19 protein-coding genes are annotated in these 19,789 nt (G+C 70.2%); 9 read left to right on the top strand and 10 right to left on the bottom strand.

The window, feature by feature from the left end; all coding sequences use genetic code 11:
- Positions 1–245: 245 nt before the first annotated feature.
- The 3 genes from OG485_RS29115 to OG485_RS29105 all read left to right on the top strand — a co-directional run bounded on the left by OG485_RS29115 (position 246) and on the right by OG485_RS29105 (position 3,486).
- Positions 246–1,136 (top strand): hypothetical protein, encoded by an 891-nt coding sequence (locus tag OG485_RS29115; protein WP_328671452.1) that lies wholly within the window; start codon positions 246–248, stop codon positions 1,134–1,136.
- A gap of 227 nt (positions 1,137–1,363) precedes the next feature.
- A complete protein-coding gene (locus tag OG485_RS29110) occupies positions 1,364–2,632 on the top strand; it encodes an ATP-binding cassette domain-containing protein (RefSeq protein WP_328671451.1) in 1,269 nt (422 codons plus the stop codon).
- Positions 2,629–3,486 (top strand): ABC transporter permease, encoded by an 858-nt coding sequence (locus OG485_RS29105; protein ID WP_328671450.1) that lies wholly within the window; start codon positions 2,629–2,631, stop codon positions 3,484–3,486. The genes OG485_RS29110 and OG485_RS29105 overlap by 4 nt, the downstream gene beginning before the upstream one ends.
- A 55-nt stretch (positions 3,487–3,541) precedes the next feature.
- Here OG485_RS29105 and OG485_RS29100 read toward each other — a convergent pair whose 3' ends face one another.
- A complete protein-coding gene (locus OG485_RS29100) occupies positions 3,542–3,874 on the bottom strand; it encodes an ATP/GTP-binding protein (RefSeq protein ID WP_328448092.1) in 333 nt (110 codons plus the stop codon).
- Between the two features lie 266 nt (positions 3,875–4,140).
- Between OG485_RS29100 and OG485_RS29095 the strand changes: the two genes are divergently transcribed.
- Positions 4,141–5,169 carry an LLM class flavin-dependent oxidoreductase gene (locus OG485_RS29095; protein ID WP_328671449.1) on the top strand — a complete coding sequence of 343 codons (1,029 nt, stop codon included), beginning with the start codon at positions 4,141–4,143 and terminating at the stop codon, positions 5,167–5,169.
- 104 nt (positions 5,170–5,273) lie between these two features.
- On the opposite strand, the gene OG485_RS29090 is transcribed toward OG485_RS29095, so the two are convergent.
- Complete coding sequence (locus tag OG485_RS29090; RefSeq protein WP_266762851.1) at positions 5,274–5,666, bottom strand: SCO5389 family protein; 393 nt, start codon at positions 5,664–5,666, stop codon at positions 5,274–5,276.
- Positions 5,667–6,030: 364 nt separating this feature from the next.
- On the opposite strand from OG485_RS29090, the gene nucS reads away from it, so the two are divergent.
- On the top strand, positions 6,031–6,702 hold the full coding sequence (gene nucS / locus OG485_RS29085; protein ID WP_328671448.1) for an endonuclease NucS: 672 nt from the start codon (positions 6,031–6,033) through the stop codon (positions 6,700–6,702).
- 94 nt (positions 6,703–6,796) lie between these two features.
- On the opposite strand, the gene OG485_RS29080 is transcribed toward nucS, so the two are convergent.
- The 4 genes from OG485_RS29080 to OG485_RS29065 form a co-directional block, all read right to left on the bottom strand.
- Complete coding sequence (locus OG485_RS29080; RefSeq protein ID WP_328671447.1) at positions 6,797–9,331, bottom strand: ATP-binding protein; 2,535 nt, start codon at positions 9,329–9,331, stop codon at positions 6,797–6,799.
- A 272-nt stretch (positions 9,332–9,603) separates the two neighbouring features.
- Positions 9,604–9,927, bottom strand: a complete 324-nt coding sequence (locus tag OG485_RS29075) for an STAS domain-containing protein (protein WP_261707178.1) — start codon at positions 9,925–9,927, stop codon at positions 9,604–9,606.
- A gap of 215 nt (positions 9,928–10,142) precedes the next feature.
- Positions 10,143–10,991, bottom strand: coding sequence for a 3-hydroxyacyl-CoA dehydrogenase family protein (locus tag OG485_RS29070; RefSeq protein WP_328671446.1), 849 nt, complete (start codon positions 10,989–10,991; stop codon positions 10,143–10,145).
- A gap of 149 nt (positions 10,992–11,140) precedes the next feature.
- Positions 11,141–11,782, bottom strand: coding sequence for a TetR/AcrR family transcriptional regulator (locus tag OG485_RS29065; RefSeq protein ID WP_328671445.1), 642 nt, complete (start codon positions 11,780–11,782; stop codon positions 11,141–11,143).
- 81 nt (positions 11,783–11,863) lie between these two features.
- Between OG485_RS29065 and OG485_RS29060 the strand changes: the two genes are divergently transcribed.
- The 4 genes from OG485_RS29060 to OG485_RS29045 all read left to right on the top strand — a co-directional run bounded on the left by OG485_RS29060 (position 11,864) and on the right by OG485_RS29045 (position 16,219).
- Positions 11,864–12,646 carry an ABC transporter ATP-binding protein gene (locus tag OG485_RS29060; RefSeq protein ID WP_328671444.1) on the top strand — a complete coding sequence of 261 codons (783 nt, stop codon included), beginning with the start codon at positions 11,864–11,866 and terminating at the stop codon, positions 12,644–12,646.
- Between the two features lie 13 nt (positions 12,647–12,659).
- Positions 12,660–13,409 carry an ABC transporter permease gene (locus OG485_RS29055; protein WP_328671443.1) on the top strand — a complete coding sequence of 250 codons (750 nt, stop codon included), beginning with the start codon at positions 12,660–12,662 and terminating at the stop codon, positions 13,407–13,409.
- Positions 13,410–13,422: 13 nt separating this feature from the next.
- Entirely contained in the window at positions 13,423–13,995 is a 573-nt protein-coding gene (locus tag OG485_RS29050; RefSeq protein ID WP_328671442.1) for a cob(I)yrinic acid a,c-diamide adenosyltransferase, read from the top strand.
- 394 nt (positions 13,996–14,389) lie between these two features.
- Complete coding sequence (locus OG485_RS29045; RefSeq protein ID WP_328671441.1) at positions 14,390–16,219, top strand: glycoside hydrolase family 18 chitinase; 1,830 nt, start codon at positions 14,390–14,392, stop codon at positions 16,217–16,219.
- A 108-nt stretch (positions 16,220–16,327) separates the two neighbouring features.
- Here OG485_RS29045 and OG485_RS29040 read toward each other — a convergent pair whose 3' ends face one another.
- The 4 genes from OG485_RS29040 to OG485_RS29025 form a co-directional block, all read right to left on the bottom strand.
- Positions 16,328–16,774, bottom strand: coding sequence for a DUF2550 domain-containing protein (locus tag OG485_RS29040; RefSeq protein ID WP_328671440.1), 447 nt, complete (start codon positions 16,772–16,774; stop codon positions 16,328–16,330).
- A 160-nt stretch (positions 16,775–16,934) separates the two neighbouring features.
- Positions 16,935–17,309, bottom strand: a complete 375-nt coding sequence (locus OG485_RS29035; protein ID WP_328671439.1) for a F0F1 ATP synthase subunit epsilon — start codon at positions 17,307–17,309, stop codon at positions 16,935–16,937.
- 129 nt (positions 17,310–17,438) lie between these two features.
- Positions 17,439–18,875 carry a F0F1 ATP synthase subunit beta gene (gene atpD / locus OG485_RS29030; RefSeq protein WP_326785481.1) on the bottom strand — a complete coding sequence of 479 codons (1,437 nt, stop codon included), beginning with the start codon at positions 18,873–18,875 and terminating at the stop codon, positions 17,439–17,441.
- Entirely contained in the window at positions 18,875–19,789 is a 915-nt protein-coding gene (locus tag OG485_RS29025) for a F0F1 ATP synthase subunit gamma (protein ID WP_328671438.1), read from the bottom strand. Before OG485_RS29025 ends, atpD begins: the two co-directional genes overlap by 1 nt.

The following is a 19,789-nucleotide window of genomic DNA, read 5'->3' as shown; positions in this document are numbered from 1 at the left end:
CCGCCCCGATCGTCCCACTCTCCCCAACCCCTGCCTCATGAGCCTCAACTCGCTTCCCCCGCAACCGATTTCACCCCGACCCATACAATAGGGGCGACATGATTCCCGGTGCCGGTTCAGGCCAACCGCGCTCAGCCGGGGAGACCGGGTCCCACGACGGGTACACCTCGGATGAAGGCCCAGGTCCATCTCGCGTGAAAGGCTGTGGCCGCACGCGCGCGACACCACCCCCGGAGGGCGTCACCGTGACGACGAAGGACCGAAGCCTCGAGGCGCTGGGCCTGAGCGACGTGCCCGCGCAGAAGCCCCTGACGTATCCCGGCCGGCCCACCACCGAGCCGTCCCTGTTGACCGGCGGCGAGCTGCTCCAGCTCGACGTAAGGCCGCTGCGGCTCGGCGAGTGGTACGTGGAGGAGCGCCAGGCGCAGCAACGGCTGGACGAGGCCCTCGCCGACCTGGGGCAGGTGGGCACCGGGCTGCGCCACCCGGTCATCGCCGTCGGTTCGAACGCCTCCCCCGGGCAGGTCTCCCACAAGCTGACCCGGCTGGGCATCCCGGCGGCGGTGCCGATGGTTCCGGTGCGGGTGCGCGGAATCGGCGTGGGCTGCTCCGGACACATCAGTCCGGCGGGCTACGTGGCCGGGACGCCGTACGTGGACCGGGGGGCCGAGACGACGCTCGTGGTGACCTGGCTGGACTCGACGCAGCTCAAGGCCGTCGACGACACCGAGTTCCCCGACTACCGGCGGGCGATACTCCCCGGCGACGCGTTCACGATGACGATGCCCTCCGGGGAACGGCTCGGCGGCGCGTACATCTACTTCAGCGCGCACGGTGTGCTCGCCGAGCCGGAGACCGGGCGGCCTCGCGCGGGCGGGGGTGACCAGTCCGAGCTGCTCGCGGCCCTGCTGGCCGGCTCCGAGCGCCTGCGCGACCTGCTCGGGCCCGACCCCGCGGCCTGGGTGCGCCGTGCGGGTGCCGACCCGTCGCTGCGCGAGGCGGGCACGCTGATCTTCGGCGAGGAGGGCTGGGTACTGCCGCAGACCGACTTCCTGCCCTACCTCGACGAATCGGCCGAGCTGCGGCTGTACGACGATCTTCCGCCGCTGGACGATTCCCTGCCGGGGCGCGTCTGAGAATTTCCCGCCGCCGGGCCGGCGCGCATTCTCTTTTCCCGTCCCACCAGGAAAGACGAGTACCTGACAGAACGGCCGTACGAAATCTCGCCCTCTCCTGGATCTTTCACCAGGCGATGGGCGGGACTTTACCTGCCCTTGAGTGGAACCGCCGGCGCCCGGATATCCTCCTAACCCTTACGGGGGCGTGCGCCCCGACGTCCTGAACCTTTCGATGGGTGCGGAGAATGATCGAGGCAGTCGGCCTGACGAAGCGCTACGGCGCCAAGACAGCCGTGTACAACCTTTCCTTCCAGGTCCGGCCGGGTGCCGTCACCGGGTTCCTCGGGCCCAACGGCTCGGGCAAGTCGACGACGATGCGCATGATCCTCGGCCTCGACAACCCGACCTCCGGGCGGGTGACGATCGGCGGCTTCCCCTACCGCAAGCTGCCGAACGCGCCCCGCCAGGTCGGGGCGCTCCTCGACGCCAAGGCCGTCCACGGCGGCCGGAGCGCCCGCAGCCACCTGCTGAGCCTGGCCCAGCTCTCGGGCATCCCGGCCCGCCGCGTGGACGAGGTGCTCGGCGTCGTCGGTCTCCAGGACGTGGCCCGAAAGCGCTCCAAGGGCTTCTCGCTCGGTATGGGCCAGCGCCTCGGCATCGCCGCCGCGCTCCTCGGCGACCCCCAGGTGCTGCTCTTCGACGAGCCGGTCAACGGCCTCGACCCCGAGGGCATCCTCTGGGTGCGCAACCTGATGAAGTCCCTCGCCGCGGAGGGCCGTACGGTCTTCGTCTCCTCGCACCTCATGAGCGAGATGGCGCTGACCGCCGACCACCTCATCGTGATCGGCCGCGGCCAGCTCCTCGCCGACCAGAGCATCAAGGAGTTCATCTCCCACAACTCGGCCGACTTCGCCCGGGTGCGCACCCCCGACACCGAGCCGCAGCAGCGCGAGAAGCTGACCGCCGCGCTGACCGAGGCCGGCGGCCAGGTGCTGCCCGAGCAGGACGGCGCGCTGCGCGTCACCGGACTGCCGCTCCCCCGCATCAGCGACCTCGCGCACTCCGCCGATGTGCGCCTGTGGGAGCTGTCGCCGCACCAGGCCTCGCTGGAGGAGGCGTACATGCGGATGACGCAGGGCGCCGTCGACTACCGCTCGACCGTCGACCAGAAGGCCGGGCTCCAGCAGCAGCTGCCGCCGGGCGCCATGCCGCCGCCGCAGATGCCGGTGGCGGGCCAGGGCCAGCCCGGCTGGTACGCGCCGCTGCCGCCCCAGCAGGGCGGGCAGCCCTTCGCCATGCCGCAGACCGGGCCCTACGGCGCCCCCGCGGCCCCCGGCACGGGCGCTCCGGGCCCGTACGGCGCTCCGGCGGCCCCCGGCGCCACGGACGTCAACCCGTATGCCCAGGGCCCCGCGAGCCCGCCCGCCGCCGCGCCCGCTCCGGCGCCCGCGCCCGAGTCCGCACCCACGACCGCGCCCGCCGCCGACCTGACCAAGCCCGAGGACGCCCGATGAGCACGCCCCAGCCCCCGATGCCGCAGCAGGCCGCCGCTGCCCCCGACTGGCAGGCGGCGCCCGGCAATTCGTACACCTCGCCGATCCCCGTCACCCGCACCCACCTCGGGCACGCGCTCAACTCCGAGTGGACGAAGATCAAGTCGGTGCGCTCCACGATGTGGACGCTCGGGATCTTCCTGCTCCTGGTGGTCGGCATCGGCTTCCTGGTCGCCGCACAGACCACGAACGAGGACTTCGGCGACGTGCCGTACACGATCCCGGCGTTCTTCGGCCTGATGCTCGGACAGATCTGCCTGATCACGCTGGGCGTGCTGGTGGTCTCCTCCGAGTACGGCACCGGCATGATCCGTACGACGTTCACGGCCTCGCCGCAGCGTCACCGGGTGCTCGCCGCCAAGCTGGTCATCTTCTTCGCGGTGGCGTTCGCCGTCTCGGCGTTCTCGATCGGTCTCGTCGGCCTGTTCACCGAGGGGATGCACGGCGACGCCTCCGGCGAAGCCTCCGAGGTCGCCTGGGGCGGCACCGTCGTGATGGGCGCGCTGTACGTCTCCCTGCTCGGCGTGCTCGCGCTCGCGGTGGGCTCGATGCTGCGTCACTCGGCGGGCGCGATCACCACGATGCTCGGTGTCGTGCTCCTGCCCGCGATCATGCCCGCGTTCCTGATGATGTCCGAGAGCTTGCGCACGATCGGCGAGAAGATGCAGGAGTACAACGCTCCGAACGCCCTCGCCCATGTCTTCCGGCTCGACTCTGAGAGCGGCAACGGCGGTGCGCAGCTCGGTCTGCTCGCCGGGGTGACGGCGGCGGCGGTCGTCGGCGCCTTCGTCCTCCTGGAGCGCCGGGACGTGTGACGGCCCGGCCGACGGCACACCGCGCCTCGGCGCCACCTGAACCGGACAACAGCCCCTAGAACCTGGGCGCGTTACGGGACCGCTGCACCCGCGAGGTGCGGCGGTCCTTCGCGTTCCAGCAGGCCTTGTGCCAGTGCCGTCGCTCGTCGACGCCCGAGTGCTCCGGCCAGGCCACCACGTGCGGCACCCCGGAGGGGATCAACTGGTCGCAGCCGGGGCAGCGGTAGGTCTTGCCCTGCGCGCTCGCGCCCGCCACATGGCGCACGCTCCACTCCTCGCCCTGCCAGCTCTCCGTGGACTGCCAGCCGCCGTAACGGTCCGACGAGTCCTCCTCCGGGCTCCTGCCGGACGAGCCGGTGTCCTTCGGACGGTTGCGACGCGGGGACAAGGGACACCTCACGGAGCTATACAGGGAGCAGGGGCCGACACCAGCCTACGCGGGACGCACACGGGTACGCGTACTCCGCCGACCCGCTCAGATCCCCCCTCGGACAGTCCTCGGACAGTCCTCGGACAGTCCCCCGGACGGTCTTCGGACAGCCCAATTCCCAGACAATCCGCAAATCTCCCCGCAAGGCCGTGTCTTCGGCACGTGTCAGGCGGTTATGCCGGGTGGGGGAGCTCCGTGTCGGAGCCGAGGAAGCAGGAAGTTCGATGCACGTTGGAAGTTTTGTACTGGCCGCCCAGTTCCCTGGGCAGGGCCAGGGAGAAGCCCTGCACCGCGCGGTGCGGTCGGCCGAGGTCGCCGAGGAGGCCGGGCTCGACGCGGTCTGGCTGGCAGAACACCACTTCGTGCCGTACGGGACATGCCCGTCGGCCATCACACTCGCCGCGTATCTGCTCGGCCGCACCGACCGGATCCGGATCGGCACGGCGGTCAGCGTGCTGCCCACCGTCCATCCCGTGGCGCTCGGCGAGCAGGCCGCCCTGCTGCACCTGACGTCCGGGGGGCGGTTCTCACTGGGAGTCGGCCGGGGCGGCCCCTGGGTCGATCTGGAGGTCTTCGGCGCGGGCCTCGCGGCGTACGAACACGGGTTCCCGGAGTCACTCGATCTGCTGCTCCGCTGGCTGCGCGAGCCGTCGGTCGCCGGCACCTCCGAACGGTTCCCGTTCCGTGAAGTCCCCGTCGTGCCGCGCCCGTCGGAGGCGCTGAGCGGCGCTCCGGGTACCGAGGTCGTCGTGGCGTGCACCTCGCCCGCGAGCATTCGGCTCGCCGCCGAACGCGGGCTGCCGATGCTTCTCGGCATGCACGTCGGGGACGAGGAGAAGGCCGAAATGGTCGCGCTGTGGAGGCGGCACGCGCGCGCGGCGGGCCGCCCCTCGGACGAGATCCTCACGGCCGCCCACGTCTCCGCCGGTGTCTGCCAGATCGCGGACCGCCGGACCGACGCCGTCGAGACACTCGTCAAGGCGATGCCGGGCTGGCTGAGGCAGGGACTGGACGCCCATGTGACGGTCGACGGCCGTGCCCGCTCGATGCGGGACCCGGTGGCGTACACCGAACTGCTCTGCGGACTGCACCCGGTGGGCACGCCGCGGCTGTGCGCCGACCGGCTCGCGGCGACCTCGGAGCGGACCGGCATCGCGCGGTTCGCCCTGCTCGTCGAGGGTTCGGGCGACCTCGCGGCGACCGAGGAGAACGTACGGCGGCTGGGGGCCGAGGTACTGCCCCAGCTCAGGTGACCGCACGGGGTCCGGCCCGACGGGCCGGACACGCGGGGAGCTTGCCGCCCCAGTACCAATGCACCTCCCGCGTACGGAGCGGCAAGCAATGCGGCATCAGTGCGTCAGCAGTCCCTGAACTCCGGGGACTGGTTGAGCAGCTGACTGCGGACCGAGGTGAAGCGTGCCAGTGTGTCGTCCACCGAGTCGTCCAGTGGGAACACCGCCACCCGGTGGCAGTTCTGGAAGGCCAGCCGCACTCCGAAGTGCCGCTGCAGCGCGCCGCGTATCGCGTCACTCGCGAGCGCACGCAGCAGCTGGCCACGTGCCTGCTCGTCCGGCGGGGGCGTCTGGTTGTCGGCGAAATTGCCGCCGTCCACCTTCAGCTGGGCCACCAGGGAGCTGATCATCTCCCACGCGTAGGGCAGGGAGGTCCGGACGCAGTCGACGAATTCAGCTTCATCGACCTCGCCTCGCTCGGCCTGTTGGAGTAGGGCCGGTGAGACGTCGAGCGACATGGGTACTCCTCTCGCACCCCCACACATCGGGGGTTGCCGGACAGGGACGGGGATCGCGATACCGAACACGCTGAGTACATGCATCGCGACCTCCCGTTCATACGGTAAGCATCGGCAGGTAACGGCACCAGGAGAATGGGCACATAGCGAACCGCGGGTAGGCCGACAATCGGCCACGGAGGAACAGGGAATCTTCAGGATCAATGGGGTGACCCGCGAGAACGCCGGCCGGGCCGGGCGACGGAAGCCGAAGGAACAAATGAGGCGAACCATGAGTTCCTCCTCGGCGCAGGTCACGGGAGGCGGGTGCGGGACGGGCACGAGAATCGCGTACACCGCCACCGGTCGAGTAGCGTTGCCGACCATGCGTCTCGTCATTGCCCGCTGTTCCGTGGACTACGCGGGCCGGCTCACCGCCCATCTCCCGTCGGCTCCCCGCCTGATCCTCGTGAAGGCGGACGGCAGCGTCTCGATCCACGCGGACGACCGGGCCTACAAGCCCCTCAACTGGATGTCGCCGCCCTGCACACTGAAGGAGGGGTCCGGCGACGACGAAGGCACCTGGACCGTCATCAACAAGGCGGGCGAGAAGCTCATCATCACGATGGAGGAGATCCTCCACGACTCCTCGCACGAACTCGGCGTGGACCCCGGCCTGATCAAGGACGGCGTGGAAGCGCACCTCCAGGAGCTGCTCGCCGACCGCATCGAGACCCTCGGCGAGGGCTACTCGCTCATCCGCCGCGAGTACATGACGGCCATCGGCCCGGTCGACATCCTGTGCCGGGACGCCGAGGGGCAGACCGTCGCCGTGGAGATCAAGCGCCGCGGCGAGATCGACGGCGTGGAGCAACTCACGCGCTATCTGGAGCTGTTGAACCGCGACCCGCACCTCACGCCGGTCCGCGGCATCTTCGCCGCCCAGGAGATCAAGCCGCAGGCCCGCGTCCTCGCCACCGACCGCGGCATCGGGTGCGCGGTCCTGGACTACGACGCCCTGCGCGGCATCGAGGACGACAAGCTGCGGCTGTTCTGAGCCCCCCTGGTTCGTATACGGCAGAGGGCCGGGTCCGCCATCGGACCCGGCCCTCTCCTTTGTCCAGACGGTCCGGTACGTCCGGACCCCACGGTCAGATCAGCGTGCCGCTCGGCGACGTCGTGGCGAAGCCGGTTCCCGTCGACCCGCTGCCCGCCGACGTCTGCACCGGCGCGCTGCTCGGCACGGGGCCGCTTGCGGAGTCGGTGGTGGCCGGGGTCGTCGACGTACTGGCCGACGGCGACGTGGACGGCGAAGGGCTCGACGACTTCGTGGAGGACGCCGACGGCGAGGCGCTCGACGACTTCGAGGGGGACGAGGAGGGCCTGTGCGTGGGCGACTTCGACGGCGACGCGGACGACGACTTCGAGGGCTTGCTCGTGCCGGTGTGCGTCCCGCTCGGTTCGCCGGACGGCTGCCGGCTCGCCGTGGCGGTGGGGGTCGGATCGTCCGAGGTGCCGTACGTGCCGTCGGGGCCCGGGTCGGTGGGGGTGGCCACCGCGCCGGGAGAGGAGTCGTCGCCCTTCTTCGGCGTGTCCGCGCCCAGGCTGTCCTCCTGGCTGTCCTGCGTGGCCGACGGGTTGACGCCGATCTTCTCGGACGGCGTGTCGTTGTTGTGCTCCGAGGTCGCTCCGAGGGTCACCACGGTCCCGAGGACGGCGACGAGGAGCGCGCCCGCGCCCGCGGCCACCAGATTGCGCCGGGTTCCGGCGACCAGCCGCCCCGCGACGCTCCGCGGCCCGGCCGGTGGAATGCCGGGGCTGCCCGGGTGGGCGAGCACCGTGAGGGTGTCGCCCGACGGGTCGCTGCGGGGGAAGGCGGCCGGTACACCGCCGGGAGGCGACACCGACTCCTCGTGACGCGCGTCGGGCACCTCTTCACCCGCCGCGGTGCGCCCGCCGGTCAGCTGAAGGGTTCCCGAGCGGTCGGTGACCAGCGCGAGGGCGCGGCGGCCGGCGGTGGTGCCGCGCTTGTCGGCGAGTTCGCCGCGCATGGCGACGGAGGCCTCCAGCTCGGCGCGGGACCGGTCGAGCTGGTGGCCGCAGAGCGCGAGTACACCCAACTCGTGGTGGAAGTAGGCCTGTTCACCGAGGTCGTCGGCCAGCTCGGAGGCCTCGACGCCGAAGCGCAGGACGCGCTCCCAGGCGCTCCAGTGCAGCCCCGCCGCGAAGGCGGGCGCGGCCGTGCGGGCGAGCTGGACGGAGACGCTCTCCTCGTCCTCGTCCTGCGGGACGGTGGTGACCGGGACGAGCACGTCCAGGGCGGCGAGCAGCGCGTCGGCCTCGGCGCAGACCCGCTCCGGGGTGACCGAGGGGTGCCCGGCCCACCAGGTGTAGTGCCGCGCGGCGGCCAGCGCGCTCTCCTGGACGGTGTCCGCGTATCCGGAGGCCTCCAGCTGGGCCTGCACCCCGGCGGCGAGCCGGTAGCGGGAGCCGACCGGGGAGACCAGCGCGGAGGACGCGAGTTCGGCGAGCGCGGCGTCGGCGTGGGTGTCGCCCACGAGTGCGGGCAGATGGGCCTGGTGGGGCACCTCGCCGCCGAGCGCGACGGCGAAGCGCAGAGTGGCGCGCGCCGACTCGCTGAGCCGGGAGGCGAGCAGCGCGGCGGGCGCGGCGCCCTCGGCGAGCGAGGGCAGCGGTACGTCGGTGCCGTCGCCGGTCTCGAAGGTCGCGTCGGCCGGGGCTTCCTGGAAGACGCCGTAGTCGTCGAAGGCCTCTTCGCTGGCCTGCATCCGGTCGCGCTGCCGCAGCAGCGCTCCGGCCTGTATGAAGCGCAGCGGCAGTCCCTCGGACTCGAACCAGAGGTCGCCCGCCCAGTTCGACTCGTCCTCGCTCAGGACGCGGCCGACGGCGCGCTCCAGCAGTTCGAGGCCGCCGCTGCGGTCGAGACCGCCGAGGAGGACCTCGTCGAGCTCGGCCTGGGCGGACGGGGCCGGGATGTCGGGAGTGGCGGCGATCACGAAGGCGCACTCGGGGGTGGCGTCGAGCAGCACGTCGAGGGCGCTGCCGCCGATCTCCGCGTCGTCGAGGATGACGACCGCCCCGATCTCGCGGACGAGCCGGTGCAGTTCCTCGTGGTCCGGGCGGTACAGGGGGGCTTCGTAGACGGCGGCGAAGAGGTCGTACAGCACGTCGCTCGCGGTGCGCCCGAGGCCGGACAGGCGGACGACACCGTCCGGGGCGAGGTCCGCGCAGTCCTCGGCGACGGCGTCCAGCAGGACGGTGCGGCCCGATCCCGAGGGGCCGGTGAGCCGTACCGAGCGGCCGCGCGCGAGGAGGCGTACGACCTGCTCGCGCTCCTCGTGGCGTTCGAGGAGCGGCAGCCGGGGCTGTGCCGGGCCGGGCGGAACGGGCGGCTGGGCCGCGCGGGCCAGTTCGGCGCGTTTCGCGGCGCCGTGTCTGGCCGGCGTCGCCGGCCGCTCGTGCGGCGGGCAGTTCTCTATCTCGCTGCCGTCGACGGGGTTGACCGTGAGCGCGAATTCGCCCGTGACGAGTCTGACCGTGCGGACGGGCACGGGTTTGTGCTGGCCGAGGTCGGCTGCGAGCGGGTCGCGCGGCGGGCGCGGGCGAGTCACCTGACCGTCGTCGTCATGGCCGTGCTCTTCGGCTCCCCGGTTGATCGGGTCCATGTTCCAAGCCCCCCAAAAGCGTCGTGTGCCGATGCCCTCCCGGCCTGGCTGCACACCGCTTCGTCGCTTCTGGTCCGGTGCCCGCTCGTAGGGTTTCGGTCGGCGGGCAGCCGAACCCTAAACCTTCGCACAGTATCTATGAACAGGCGGGGTACCGCGCCGCCCGAAGCATCACAGCTTCGTGAGGATTGTGCACGCGGTGCGCGCAGTGCGACGGCCGGGGCGCGTACGCGGTCGCGCACGTGGAGGAGTGACCGGGGCGTGCGCTCAGGTCACACCCGGGGCAGGGACTCGACCCCGATGCCGCCCTCGATCGCCAGGATCCGGTGCAGTCGGGTGGCCACCAGCAGGCGCTGCATCTGCGGCGGTACGCCGCGCAGCACGAGCCGTCGGCCGCACCGCCCGGCGCGTCGGTGGGCCCCCATGATGACACCGAGCCCGGTGGCGTCCCAGGAATCCAGCTCGGACAGATCCAGCACCAGGTCGCCCGCTCCGTCGTCGACGGCCGAGTGCAGGACCGTACGGGCGTCCGCCGCGCTGCGTACGTCGAGGCGGCCCCCGACGACCAGCTCGGCGTGGTCGCCCCTGATGTACATATGCGCTCCCCGAGAATGTGTCTCGTAACTCCGCGTGTGTCTGTTTCCGCGTCTTCGCGTCTGCATGTTGTGCATGGTCTGACTGCCTGAGGGCCGCGGAGGTTGCCGTCTGTAAGCGAACCGATACCGAATTCACCTCATGGAGTGACATCCGAGAGGCGTGCACGGCTTCCGTGGCACATGCGGCGACCGGATCCCGGTCGCCGCATGATCGTTCAGTGCTTGTAGAAGCCCTGCCCGCTCTTGCGCCCGATGTCACCGGCGTCAACCATCCGGCGCATCAGCTCCGGCGGGGCGAACTTCTCGTCCTGGGTCTCGGTGTAGATGTTGCCGGTGGCGTGCAGCAGGATGTCGACGCCCGTGAGGTCGGCGGTGGCCAGGGGGCCCATGGCGTGGCCGAAGCCCAGCCGGCAGGCGAGGTCGATGTCCTCGGCGGTGGCCACGCCCGACTCGTACAGCTTCGTCGCCTCGACGACGAGGGCCGAGATGAGGCGGGTGGTCACGAAGCCGGCGACGTCGCGGTTGACGACGATGCAGGTCTTGCCGACGGACTCGCTGAACTCCCGCGCGGCGGCGAGCGTTTCGTCGCTGGTCTTGTAGCCGCGGACCAGCTCGACGAGCTGCATCATCGGCACCGGCGAGAAGAAGTGCACGCCCACGACCCGCTCCGGGCGCTCCGTGGCCGCCGCGATCTTGGTGATCGGGATCGCGGAGGTGTTGGAGGCGAGCACGGCGTCGGGGCGGACGATCTTGTCCAGGGCCTGGAAGATCTCGTGCTTGACCTCGAGCTTCTCGAAGACCGCCTCGACGACGATGTCCGCGTCGGCGGCCGCGTCCAGATCGGTGGTCGCCGTGATCCGCGCGAGCGCGGCGTCCGCGTCGGCGGCTTCCAGCTTGCCCTTGCTCACGAACCTGTCGTACGAGGCCCTGATGCCGTCGAGGCCGCGGTTCAGCGCCTCGTCGGTGACATCGCGCAGAACGACGTCCCAGCCCGCCTGCGCGGAGACCTGGGCGATACCGGACCCCATGAGTCCGGCTCCGATGACGGCGAGCTTCCCAGCCACTCGTACTCCCTTAACACGCTGCTTGTGTATGCCTCTTCGGCGGAGAGTAGCGTTCGGAAGGGGGCGGGAAACCCGTAAGTAACGCGTGTCACGGTCTCAGGGCGTGAGACACCCGTCACGTCCGGTCCGGAGTGTCACCGGGCCTCGGATCATCCGTCAGCCCGTACGGCGTAGCCGAGAACCTTCGGGCTCAGGAGCTCCTCCAGGTCGTCGAGGAGCACGAGGATCTCGCGCGACACCTCGTCCGGGGCGCGGCCCGCCCTCATCTCGCGGCTGATGACCGTCGTGACGGTCTGGTGCACCCAGTTGATCTGGCCGGCGACGAGACCCGGCAGGGGGTCCCCGGGCGGCGCGCCGGTCTCCTCGCGCAGGGCTTCCTCCAGGTTCTCCAGGGCCTCCTGGCCGATCGCCCAGAGCCGCGAGCGGAGCGCGGGGGCGTCGTCGACGACCTGCATGAAGCGGGCGACACCCGCCGCCAGGCCGAGCCGGGGCGAGACCGCCTCGACCTCCTCGCGCAGTTCGCGCAGGACGGCGACGGCGGCGGACTCGCCCTTCGAACGGCCGCGCACCCAACGGGCGAGCCGGTCGACCACGCCCGCGGACCGGTCGAGGAAGAGGTCCTCCTTGGCCGGGAAGTAGTTGTAGACGGTGTTCACGGAGACGTTCGCGGCGTCCGCGACCTCCGCGACCTTCACCGCGTCGAAGCCCCGCTCCAGGAACAGCCCCGTGGCGACATCGGAGATGTACTGCCGGGTCTGCCGCTTCTTGCGCTCCCTGAGCCCCTCGGTCATGCACGCATCGTAGCTTTCGCTGGAGCTCCTGAATTTTTGGAGTCATTGCAAATTTTCAGTGACTCTGTTTTTCTTGGCGGCATGGCAATCATCAGTACGGCCGGCCTGGCCCGTACCTTCGCGACGAAGCGCGGCCCGGTCGAGGCGGTGCGCGGCATCGACCTCACGGTGCGGCCCGGCGAGATCCTCGGCCTCCTCGGCCCGAACGGCGCGGGCAAGACCACCACTCTCAAGATGCTCACCACCCTGCTCGCGCCCACCGGCGGCGCGGCGACGGTCGCGGGCCGCGACCTGGCCGGCGATCCGGCCGGTGTGCGCCGAGCCTGCGGCTATGTGGCCCAGTCGGGCGGCGTCGACCCGCAGGTGACGGTGCGGGAGGAACTCGTCACCCAGGGACGGCTGTACCGGCTGACGAAGCCGCGGGCGACCGAGCGGGCCGGGGAACTGGCCCACGAGCTCGGCCTCACCGACGTGCTGGACCGCAGGACGGCAGCGCTCTCCGGGGGACAGCGACGGCGCCTGGACATCGCACTCGGCCTCACCCACCGCCCCGAGGTGCTGTTCCTCGACGAGCCGACGACCGGTCTCGACCCCGGCAGCCGGGCCGGCCTCTGGGACCTCGTCCGCGAGCTGCGCGACACCTACGGCACCACGGTCCTCCTGACTACCCACCACCTCGACGAGGCGGACGCGCTCGCGGACCGGATCGTGATCGTCGACCGGGGCGTCGTGGTCGCCGACGGCACGCCCGCCGCGCTGAAACTCGCCCACACCGGCTCTCTCGACGCGAGCCTCCAGGACACGTTCCTCGCCATCACCGGCCGCGGCCCGGAGCCCGCCGGTGCCGCCCCCGTAGCCGTATAGGACGTACCGGCCGATGCTTCTCCACGACACCGCGCTGATCTTCGGGCGCTATGCCCGCCAGACCCTGCGTTCCCGCTTCGCGATGCTCTTCGGCGTCCTCATGCCCCTGCTCTACCTGCTCCTCTTCGGCCCGCTCCTGACCGGTCTGCCGCTCGGCGCCCGGGGCACGTCCTGGCAGATCCTCGTCCCCGGACTGCTCCTCCAACTGAGCCTGTTCGGAGCCGCGTTCGCCGGGTTCTCCGTCATCGTCGAGAAGAACCTGGGCATCGTGGAGCGTATGCGGGTCACTCCGGTGAGCCGCCTCGCGCTCCTGCTGGGCCGCATCCTGCGCGACGCCGCCGTCCTCGTGCTCCAGTCGGTGCTGCTCGTCCTGGCGGCACTGGTGACGGGTCTGCGCGCGCCGCTCGCCGGCGTCCTGATCGGCTTCGCCTTCGTCGCCCTGCTGGCCCTCTCGCTCGCCTCGCTGTCCTACGCGCTCGCCATGAAGGTCCGTACGCCCCAGGAGTTCGGCCCGGCCGTCAACGCGCTCACCGTGCCGTCCATGCTGCTGTCCGGCCTGATACTGCCGATGGCGCTCGCCCCCGGCTGGCTGGACGTCCTCTCGCACCTCATGCCGCTGCGCTACCTCGCGGACGCGATGCGGGACGCCTACGTCGGCTCGTACGCCTCCGCCCACATGCTGTACGGGGTGCTGGTGGCCCTCGCCCTCGGCGCGCTCGCCGTGACGGTGGGCACACGGGCGTTCCGCACGGCCGGGGCGTAACTAGGCTGACCTCATGGTCAATCTGACGCGCATCTACACCAGGACCGGCGACCAGGGCACCACCGCCCTCGGCGACATGAGCAGGGTCGCCAAAACCGATCTGCGGATCTCGGCGTACGCCGACGCCAACGAGGCGAACGCGGTGATCGGAACGGCGATCGCCCTGGGCGGCCTGGAGGACGAGGTCGTCCAGGTCCTCACCCGCGTGCAGAACGACCTGTTCGACGTGGGCGCGGATCTGTCGACTCCGGTGGTCGAGGACCCGAAGTTCCCGCCGCTGCGGGTCGAGCAGTTCTACATCGACAGGCTGGAGGCCGACTGCGACCTGTTCAACGAGCGCCTGGAGAAGCTCCGCTCCTTCATCCTGCCCGGCGGCACCGCCGGCGCGGCGCTCCTGCACCAGGCGTGCACGGTCGTGCGCCGGGCCGAGCGCTCGACCTGGGCGGCGCTGGAGGTCCACGGCGAGGTGATGAACCCGCTGGCCGCCACCTACCTCAACCGGCTCTCGGACCTCCTGTTCATCCTGGCCCGCACGGCGAACAAGGACACCGGCGACGTGCTGTGGGTCCCGGGCGGGGAGCGCTGAGCGGCTCCTCGGCCCCGCACGCCGTAGACCCGCTACACCCCGAACACCCCGAACATGCCATACACGCCGAACAGGACCAGGGCGTCTGCGGCAGAGGGCTCGAAACGACCTTCGAGCCCTCTGCCGCAGGCGCCCTTCGTCGTTCCCGCCGAAGGCTCCGGCCGACCGCGGCAGAAACGCGAAGCCCCACTTCATCCGCCTGCCGGACCGCCGGGACCGTACGAACCGGTCGTCAACGCGCCCCCACGGCAAGGGAGTTGATGATCAAGTGCAACAATGAGCAAGTGGTCCAGACCTATTGACCTATGGTCCAGACCTTCCTATCCTCACGGGCACCGTGGGTGTGAAGGCTCAGTCACGCCCCCTCCCCCAACTCCCCCCGAGGAGGCGCGGAATGCGCTTCAGACAACGAGCGACGGCAGGGCTCGCCACCCTGCTGCTCCCCCTGGCAGGCCTGGTCGGTCTCGCGAGTCCGGCGCACGCCGCCGACAGCGCCACCGCCACGTACTCCAAGACCCAGGACTGGGGTACGGGCTTCGAAGGCAAGTGGACCGTCAAGAACACCGGTACCACCGCGATCAGTTCGTGGACGATCCAGTGGGACTTCCCCTCCGGCACGTCCGTCACCTCGGCCTGGGACGCGGACGTCACCAGCTCGGGCAACCACTGGACCGCCAAGAACAAGTCCTGGAACGGGGCCCTCGCCGCGGGTGCCTCCGTCTCCTTCGGCTTCAACGGGGCGGGCTCCGGCTCCCCGTCCAACTGCACGCTCAACGGCGGCAGTTGTGACGGCGGCACCACCGTCCCCGGCGACAACCCGCCCTCCGCGGCGGGCACCCCCACCGCGTCCTCGGTCACCGACACCTCGGTGAAGCTCTCCTGGAGCGCGGCCACCGACGACAAGGGCGTCAAGAACTACGACGTCCTGCGCGGCGGCAGCAAGGTCGCGACGGTCACGACGACCTCGTACACGGACACCGGCCTGACCGCCGGCACCGACTACTCGTACACCGTGCAGGCCCGTGACACCGCCGACCAGACCGGTCCGGTCAGCGGTGCGGTCGCGGTCCACACCACCGGCGGCGGCACCACCGACCCGCCGCCCACCGGCAAGAACGTCAAGCTCGGCTACTTCACCGAGTGGGGCATCTACGGCCGCAACTACCAGGTCAAGAACCTGGTGACGTCCGGCTCGGCCGCCAAGATCACGCACATCAACTACGCGTTCGGCAACGTCACCAACGGCCAGTGCGCGATCGGCGACTCCTACGCCGACTACGACAAGGCCTTCACCGCCGACCAGTCGGTCAGCGGCGTCGCCGACACCTGGGACCAGCCGCTGCGCGGCAACTTCAACCAGCTGCGCGAGCTGAAGGCCAAGTACCCGAACATCAAGATCCTCTGGTCCTTCGGCGGCTGGACCTGGTCCGGCGGCTTCGCCCAGGCCGCCGCCAACCCGGCCGCGTTCGCGCAGTCCTGCTACAACCTGGTCGAGGACCCGCGCTGGGCCGATGTCTTCGACGGCATCGACATCGACTGGGAGTACCCGAACTCCTGCGGCCTGTCCTGCGACACCAGCGGTGCCGCGTCCTACAAGAACCTGATGCAGGCCCTGCGCGCCAAGTTCGGCTCGAACAACCTGGTCACCGCGGCCACCACGGCCGACGGCACCTCCGGCGGCAAGATCGACGCCGCGGACTACGGCGGCGCCTCGCAGTACGTCGACTGGTACAACGTGATGTCGTACGACTTCTTCGGCGCGTTCGCCGCACAGGGCCCGACCGCCCCGCACTCGCCGCTCACCTCGTACAGCGGCATCCCGACGCCGGGCTTCACCACGGCCGACGCGATCGCCAAGTTCAAGTCGAAGGGCGTGCCCGCGAGCAAGCTGCTCATCGGTATCGGCTTCTACGGCCGCGGCTGGACCGGGGTCACCCAGTCCGCGCCCGGCGGCACCGCGACCGGCCCGGCCGCCGGTACGTACGAGCAGGGCATCGAGGACTACAAGGTCCTCAAGACGTCCTGCCCCTCCACCGGCCTCGTCGCCGGTACGGCGTACGCCTACTGCGGCAACAACTGGTGGTCGTACGACACCCCGGCCACCATCGGGACGAAGATGTCGTGGGCCAAGAGCCAGGGCCTCGGCGGCGCCTTCTTCTGGGAGTTCAGCGGTGACACCAGCAACGGTGAACTGGTCGGCGCCATCAACAGCGGCCTGAGCTGATCACCGTCCGGTACTGAGCACCGCACCACGAAACGAACCGCGGGCAGACCTCATGGTCTGCCCGCGGTTCGCTGTCGGGGGACCCGTCCAACGGGGCCCTGAACGTCGCTACGCGACGTTCACCCTTTGTCCGGGCGGGGCCGCCTCCAGCCAGGCGAGGAATCCTGTCAGCGCGTCCTCGCTCATCGCCAGCTCGAGACGCGTCCCGCGATGGAGGCAGGCCAGGATGATCGCGTCCGAGAGCAGCGCGAGCTCCTCCTCGCCGGCGGCGGCGCGACGGCCGTCCACCTCGATCGCCGAGCGTTCGAGGACGCGGCGCGGGCGGGGGGCGTACGAGAAGACGCGGTACCACTCGATCCGGTCGCCGTTGTAGCGGGCCACTCCGTAGCTCCAGCCCTTGCCGCTGGGGTCACCCTTCTCGGCGACGTCCCAGCGCAGGCTGCAGTCGAACGTTCCGCCGGAACGCTGGATGAGCCGGCGGCGGAGGCCGAAGACGAACAGCCCCACCACCACGAGCGCCACTACCACTCCGCACACAGTCAGAGCGAGGACCATCGACACCGACCTCCTCGTCTCCTAGGTAACGGAAAAGAAAAAACTTCCGGATTCGCCTCAGCCGCGGCCAGGGCCGGAGTGATCCGGTCCCAGCCGCGGCTGAGTCAAAGCCTTGCACAGTGCTCCCCCAGCGCCCGCAGGCCTGGGGTCACACCGATCGTCAGCGGGTCGACACCGCACGCAGGCGGACGTCCGCGCGACGCTCGGCGGACGCGTCGGCGTCCGACTTCGCGCGCTCGAGCGCCCGCTCCGCACGCTGGACGTCGATCTCGTCCGAAAGCTCGGCGATCTCGGCCAGCAGCGACAGCTTGTTGTCGGCGAACGAGATGAAACCGCCGTGCACCGCGGCGATGACCGTTCCACCATCACTCGTACGAATGGTCACCGGGCCCGACTCCAGCACACCGAGAAGCGGCTGGTGACCGGGCATGACGCCGATGTCGCCGGACGCGGTACGCGCGACGACCAGGGTGGCCTCGCCGGACCAGACATTGCGGTCCGCGGCGACGAGCTCGACGTGCAGCTCAGTAGCCAAGGTGGGCTCCTCGGGTCACCACCCGGCGTTGCTGCCGGGTGTTGGGTCAAAGTCTAGTAGGCGTACGGAGGGGGAAGGACCGCACCCCGCGAGGCGCGCGGTCCCGCCCCCTCACTCAGAACACGAGGTTCAGGAGACGCCGAGCTCCTTGGCGTTGGCCTTGAGGTCCTCAATGCCACCGCAGAGGAAGAACGCCTGCTCCGGGAAGTGGTCGTACTCACCGTCGATGATCGCGTTGAAGGCCGCGATCGACTCGTCCAGCGGGACGTCCGACCCGTCGACGCCGGTGAACTGCTTGGCGACGTGGGTGTTCTGGGACAGGAAGCGCTCCACGCGACGGGCGCGGTGGACGGTGAGCTTGTCCTCCTCGCCCAGCTCGTCGATACCGAGGATCGCGATGATGTCCTGAAGGTCCTTGTACTTCTGAAGAACCGACTTGACGCGCATCGCGGCCGCGTAGTGGTCCGCCGCGATGTAGCGGGGGTCCAGGATGCGGGACGTGGAGTCCAGCGGGTCCACGGCCGGGTAGATGCCCTTCTCGGAGATCGGACGGGAGAGAACCGTCGTCGCGTCGAGGTGGGCGAACGTGGTGGCCGGGGCCGGGTCGGTCAGGTCGTCCGCGGGGACGTAGATCGCCTGCATCGAGGTGATCGAGTGACCACGGGTCGAGGTGATGCGCTCCTGGAGGAGACCCATCTCGTCGGCCAGGTTCGGCTGGTAACCCACCGCGGAGGGCATACGGCCGAGCAGGGTCGAGACCTCGGAACCGGCCTGCGTGAAGCGGAAGATGTTGTCGATGAAGAACAGCACGTCCTGCTTCTGCACATCGCGGAAGTACTCCGCCATGGTCAGACCCGCGAGGGCCACGCGCAGACGGGTGCCCGGGGGCTCGTCCATCTGGCCGAAGACGAGCGCCGTCTTGTCGATGACGCCCGACTCGGACATCTCCGCGATGAGGTCGTTGCCCTCACGCGTGCGCTCACCGACACCGGCGAACACGGAGACACCGTCGTGGTTGTTGGCGACGCGGTAGATCATCTCCTGGATGAGCACCGTCTTGCCGACACCGGCACCACCGAACAGACCGATCTTTCCACCCTTGACGTACGGGGTGAGAAGGTCGATGACCTTGACGCCGGTCTCGAACATCTCGGTCTTCGACTCGAGCTCGTCGAAGCGCGGGGCCTTGCGGTGGATGGTCCAGCGCTCGCCCGAGTACGTCTCGTCGGAGTTCAGCACCTCACCGAGGGTGTTGAACACCTTGCCCTTGGTGAAGTCGCCGACCGGGACGCTGATGCCCGTTCCGGTGTCGGTGACCACGGCCTGGCGGACCAGACCGTCGGTGGGCTGCATGGAGATCGTGCGGACCAGGCCGTCACCCAGGTGCTGGGCGACTTCCAGGGTCAGCGTCTTCTTCTCGCCGGCGTTGGCCGGGTCGGCCACCTCGACGTGAAGGGCGTTGTAAATCTCCGGCATCGCGTCGACGGGGAACTCCACGTCGACGACCGGGCCGATGACCCGGGCGACGCGGCCCGTGGCAACGGCCGTCTCAGAAGTCGTCGTCATTACTTGTCACTCCCCGCGGTCGCGTCGGCAAGGGCTGCGGAGCCGCCGACGATCTCGCTGATTTCCTGGGTGATTTCGGCCTGGCGGGCCGCATTGGCAAGTCGGGAGAGCGTGGTGATCAGGTCTCCCGCGTTGTCGGTCGCCGACTTCATCGCGCGGCGCGTGGCGGCGTGCTTGGAAGCAGCCGACTGGAGCAGCGCGTTGTAGATACGGCTCTCGACGTAGCGCGGCAGCAGGGCGTCGAGGACGTCCTCCGCCGACGGCTCGAACTCGAACAGCGGGAGGATCTCGCCCTTCGGCGTCTCCTCCGCGACCTCTTCGAGGCGAAGCGGCAGCAGACGGCCGTCGATGGCCGACTGCGTCATCATCGAGACGAACTCGGTGTAGACGATGTGGAGTTCATCCACGCCGCCGTCCGCCGTGTCCTTCTCGATGGCCTCGATCAGCGGACCCGCGACCTTCTTCGCGTCCGCGTAGGTGGGCTCGTCGGTGAAACCCGACCACGACTCCACGACCTTGCGCTCGCGGAAGTTGTAGTGGGACAGACCGCGGCGGCCGACGATGTACGTGTCGACCGTCTTGCCCTCGGCCTCGAGACGGGCGGTCAGCAGCTCCGCCGCCTTGATGGCGTTGGAGTTGAAGGCGCCGGCCAGACCGCGGTCGCTCGTGAGGAGCAGGACCGCGGAACGGGTCGCCGTCTCCGCCTCCGTGGTCAGCGGGTGCTTGGTGTTCGAGCCGGTGCCGACCGCCGTGACCGCGCGGGTGAGCTCGGTCGCGTACGGCGTGGAGGCCGCCACCTTGCGCTGCGCCTTGACGACGCGCGAGGCGGCGATCATCTCCATCGCCTTGGTGATCTTCTTGGTCGCGGTGACGGATCGGATGCGACGCTTGTAGACCCGGAGCTGGGCTCCCAT

This window comes from Streptomyces sp. NBC_00328 (genome assembly GCF_036139655.1).
In the GTDB taxonomy this organism is placed as follows: Bacteria; Actinomycetota; Actinomycetes; order Streptomycetales; family Streptomycetaceae; genus Streptomyces.
This window is presented reverse-complemented; position numbering and strand designations above follow the sequence as displayed.